Origin of the sequence: Vibrio sp. B1REV9 (genome assembly GCF_905175395.2) — a bacterium.
In the GTDB taxonomy this organism is placed as follows: Bacteria; Pseudomonadota; Gammaproteobacteria; order Enterobacterales; family Vibrionaceae; genus Vibrio; species Vibrio alfacsensis.
Map to the genome: position 1 here is coordinate 1 of NZ_CAJIMW020000001.1, position 2754 is coordinate 2754.

Annotated in this window: 2 protein-coding genes and 1 pseudogene; 1 reads left to right on the forward strand and 2 read right to left on the reverse strand. The window is 42.1% G+C overall.

Annotated features, from left to right (window positions below; all coding sequences use genetic code 11):
• Together KHN78_RS00005 and KHN78_RS00010 are read right to left on the reverse strand one after the other, a co-directional pair.
• Positions 1-337: pseudogene (locus KHN78_RS00005) on the reverse strand (OmpA family protein); the annotation flags it as partial.
• A gap of 2 nt (positions 338-339) precedes the next feature.
• Complete coding sequence (locus KHN78_RS00010) at positions 340-1647, reverse strand: TolC family outer membrane protein (protein ID WP_211916560.1); 1308 nt, start codon at positions 1645-1647, stop codon at positions 340-342.
• Between the two features lie 399 nt (positions 1648-2046).
• Here KHN78_RS00010 and KHN78_RS00015 point away from each other — a divergent pair.
• Positions 2047-2754, forward strand: a 708-nt coding sequence (locus KHN78_RS00015) for an Ig-like domain-containing protein (protein WP_211916561.1), incomplete at its 3' end; no start/stop codon positions are given.

The following is a 2754-nucleotide window of genomic DNA, read 5'->3' on the forward strand; positions in this document are numbered from 1 at the left end:
CTGGATACTCTTTCAAAAAGTCAGACAATTGCATGATCTGCTGTTGAAAGATAGGATTAATCTCGTCAGAGTCGTTTGCAAATAACACTTTTACTTGCATCTCTTCTGACGAATCAATTCTCTCGCCACAGCCGTCATTATTTATTTCAGAACCGACGGCAGTACCAGGGCACTTATCGCGAGCATTAATTACACCATCACTATCATCATCGAGTAGATCGGCGATTTGCTCCGATTGTGGTGCTGGTATGTAATCATACTCGTCTTCATTTTGCGCTAGTGCTTGATAGGAAGAGGTGATAATACCTAAAGCTAATAAAATCTTAACTGCTTTCATGCTTAGTACTCCACTCTCTGATTCCATTCCGTTGGCACATCAACGCGAAGTGCGTTTAACAACTGACCAGTTGCATTCATCACACGGTATTTTGCATACTGCTCAGCGTATTTGGCATCCAAATAATCTTTGCGGGCTTGAAAAAGCTCATTTTCAGTGTTGAGCAAGTCAAGCAGGGTTCGTTTTCCGATGCGGTATTGTTTTTCGTAAGCAATTACCGTTTCTGCTGCGAAATCGACATGATCAGAAAGAAACTCTTTTTGCTGTAGTGTAAGGTCGAGTGCGCTCCAAGAAAGGCGAAGGCCTTCTTCAACGTTTTTATATGCTCGTTCTCGTAGGTCTTTTGCTTTATTTAATTGATAAGCATAACTTTCTGCATTGGCTGCATCACTTCCGCCATTAAACAAGTTATATCTCATTCGCAGCATTGCCGTTGTTTCATCGGTACGGCCTTCAACACCGCCTGCATCATCACGCCATGTTTGAGCGGCTTCTACAGAAATCGTAGGGAAGTATGTTCCTTTTGATTGTTTGTATTGGAATTTTGCTGAATCAACATCGGCCATAGAGACTTTAATTACTGGGTGCTCGTTGAACGCTAAATCAACCGCGTCATCGACAGTGTAAGGGATGAAGTTTTGGTCAGCTCTGGGAAAAATAAGCCCTTGAGGAGACTGACCAACGATGCGTGTAAACATTGTATGGCTATCAAAGAGATTATTTTGCGCAGCGGCTAGATTACCATGTGCTTTGGCAAGACGCGCTTCGACTTGGGTTAAGTCGGCGGTCGAGCCAATACCCGAATTCACGCGCTTTTTAATATCTTGATAGATCTTCTTGTGAACTTTCAGATTGTTTTCAGAAAGTGTCAGAATTTCATAAGCTTTTACTGCATCAAGATAGACTTTGGTGACTTGTAATGCGGTGTCTTGAGCATCCGCGAGTAATTGATAGCGCACTGATTCTGCATCAGCTGCTGTTCGATCGATATCGTTAAGAGTTGCGGAGCCATCCCAGATCAATTGAGTTAAAGTGATGGTCGCTTCTTTACGAGTTAAATCAGTTTTTTGTTGAGTATCTGCTGAGTCAATACCCTCGTAACCGATCCCTGCATCAAGGTCGACAGATGGAAGGTAAGCACCGCTGGATGCATCGTTCACATACTGCTTACTCACGAATTCATTGAACGCGCTTTTGATATCGGGATTTGTTTTGAGCGTATTTTCAACCGCTTGCTCTAGGGTTTGACCTAAAGCAGGGCTAGCAGCTAATACACCTAAACATAAGGCGTTTGCATGAGTCCACTTCACTGTGATTCTCCTAAATTAAATGATGTTAGAGGTAAAATTATATTTATTAATCAAAGACCTCTAAGGGCGTCAATAATCTAACGTACAACCCTGCTCATAATCAACCATACAATTCATTTACATCTCTTGAAATTTGTCACTAAGCATTAAAAAACCAAATGAATTTACATTAAGTATTTAGTGGCTACAGGGTTCAAGAGTGAGTTGCAAGTGTTATTAGCCAAATATTAGTGATGTCGCTTTCGTCCCTCAATTGTTGTGAACTGTATGGGTAATATATGAGATTAAAGTTGTAAATTAGTGTTAAGAGTCTGTTATTGCGTTATATTATTGGGCAATATATAACAAATTAACATCATTGGTCAAAATATTGACAGTAATTTTCGGTTAGGGGTTTTTATGGAGAATACAGCCTTAGTTTCACTTAGTGGACGACTTGTAGTAATAGGTTTGGATGGGGAATTAAAAGTTCTTAATGATGGACAACAGCCTCTACCAGGGGAAGTCGTCATCGCTAAAAATGACGCTGATTCCGAACGCGTACAAGTACAACTTGTAAACGAAGATGGTATTCAAGACATCTCTGACGATGTTGCTCAAATTATTGGTGCTTTAGAACAAGGCCAAGATCCGACCCAAATAGGGGATGAATTTGCACCAGCTACGGGCCAAACTAATGGCTCCAGTTTACAAGCTAGCGGTACAATTGACCGAATCGGTGCGGAATTGCTCGCAGATACCGGCTTTGAAACGAACGGCTTACAGGCTTTAGGCTTATCTCAAACTCAAAGCCTTACGTTGCTAGAGCAGTTCAATAATTTCTCTCAGATTCCTGTTGAATTAAACAGTCGACCTATTGGTGCTAATTTAGAGGTCGTTACTGACGAAGATACTCCGGTGAGCGGAAAGCTAACCGCAAGCGACGAAGATGGCGATGAGCTTACGTTTAACAAAACCACCGATCCGAACAATGGCTCAGTCTCGGTGGATGCAGACGGCAACTGGACCTACATCCCGAACGACGATTACCACGGCTCCGACAGCTTCACCGTTGAAGTGTCTGATGGTCAAGGCGGTACCGATACCATTACAGTCAACATTGGTGTA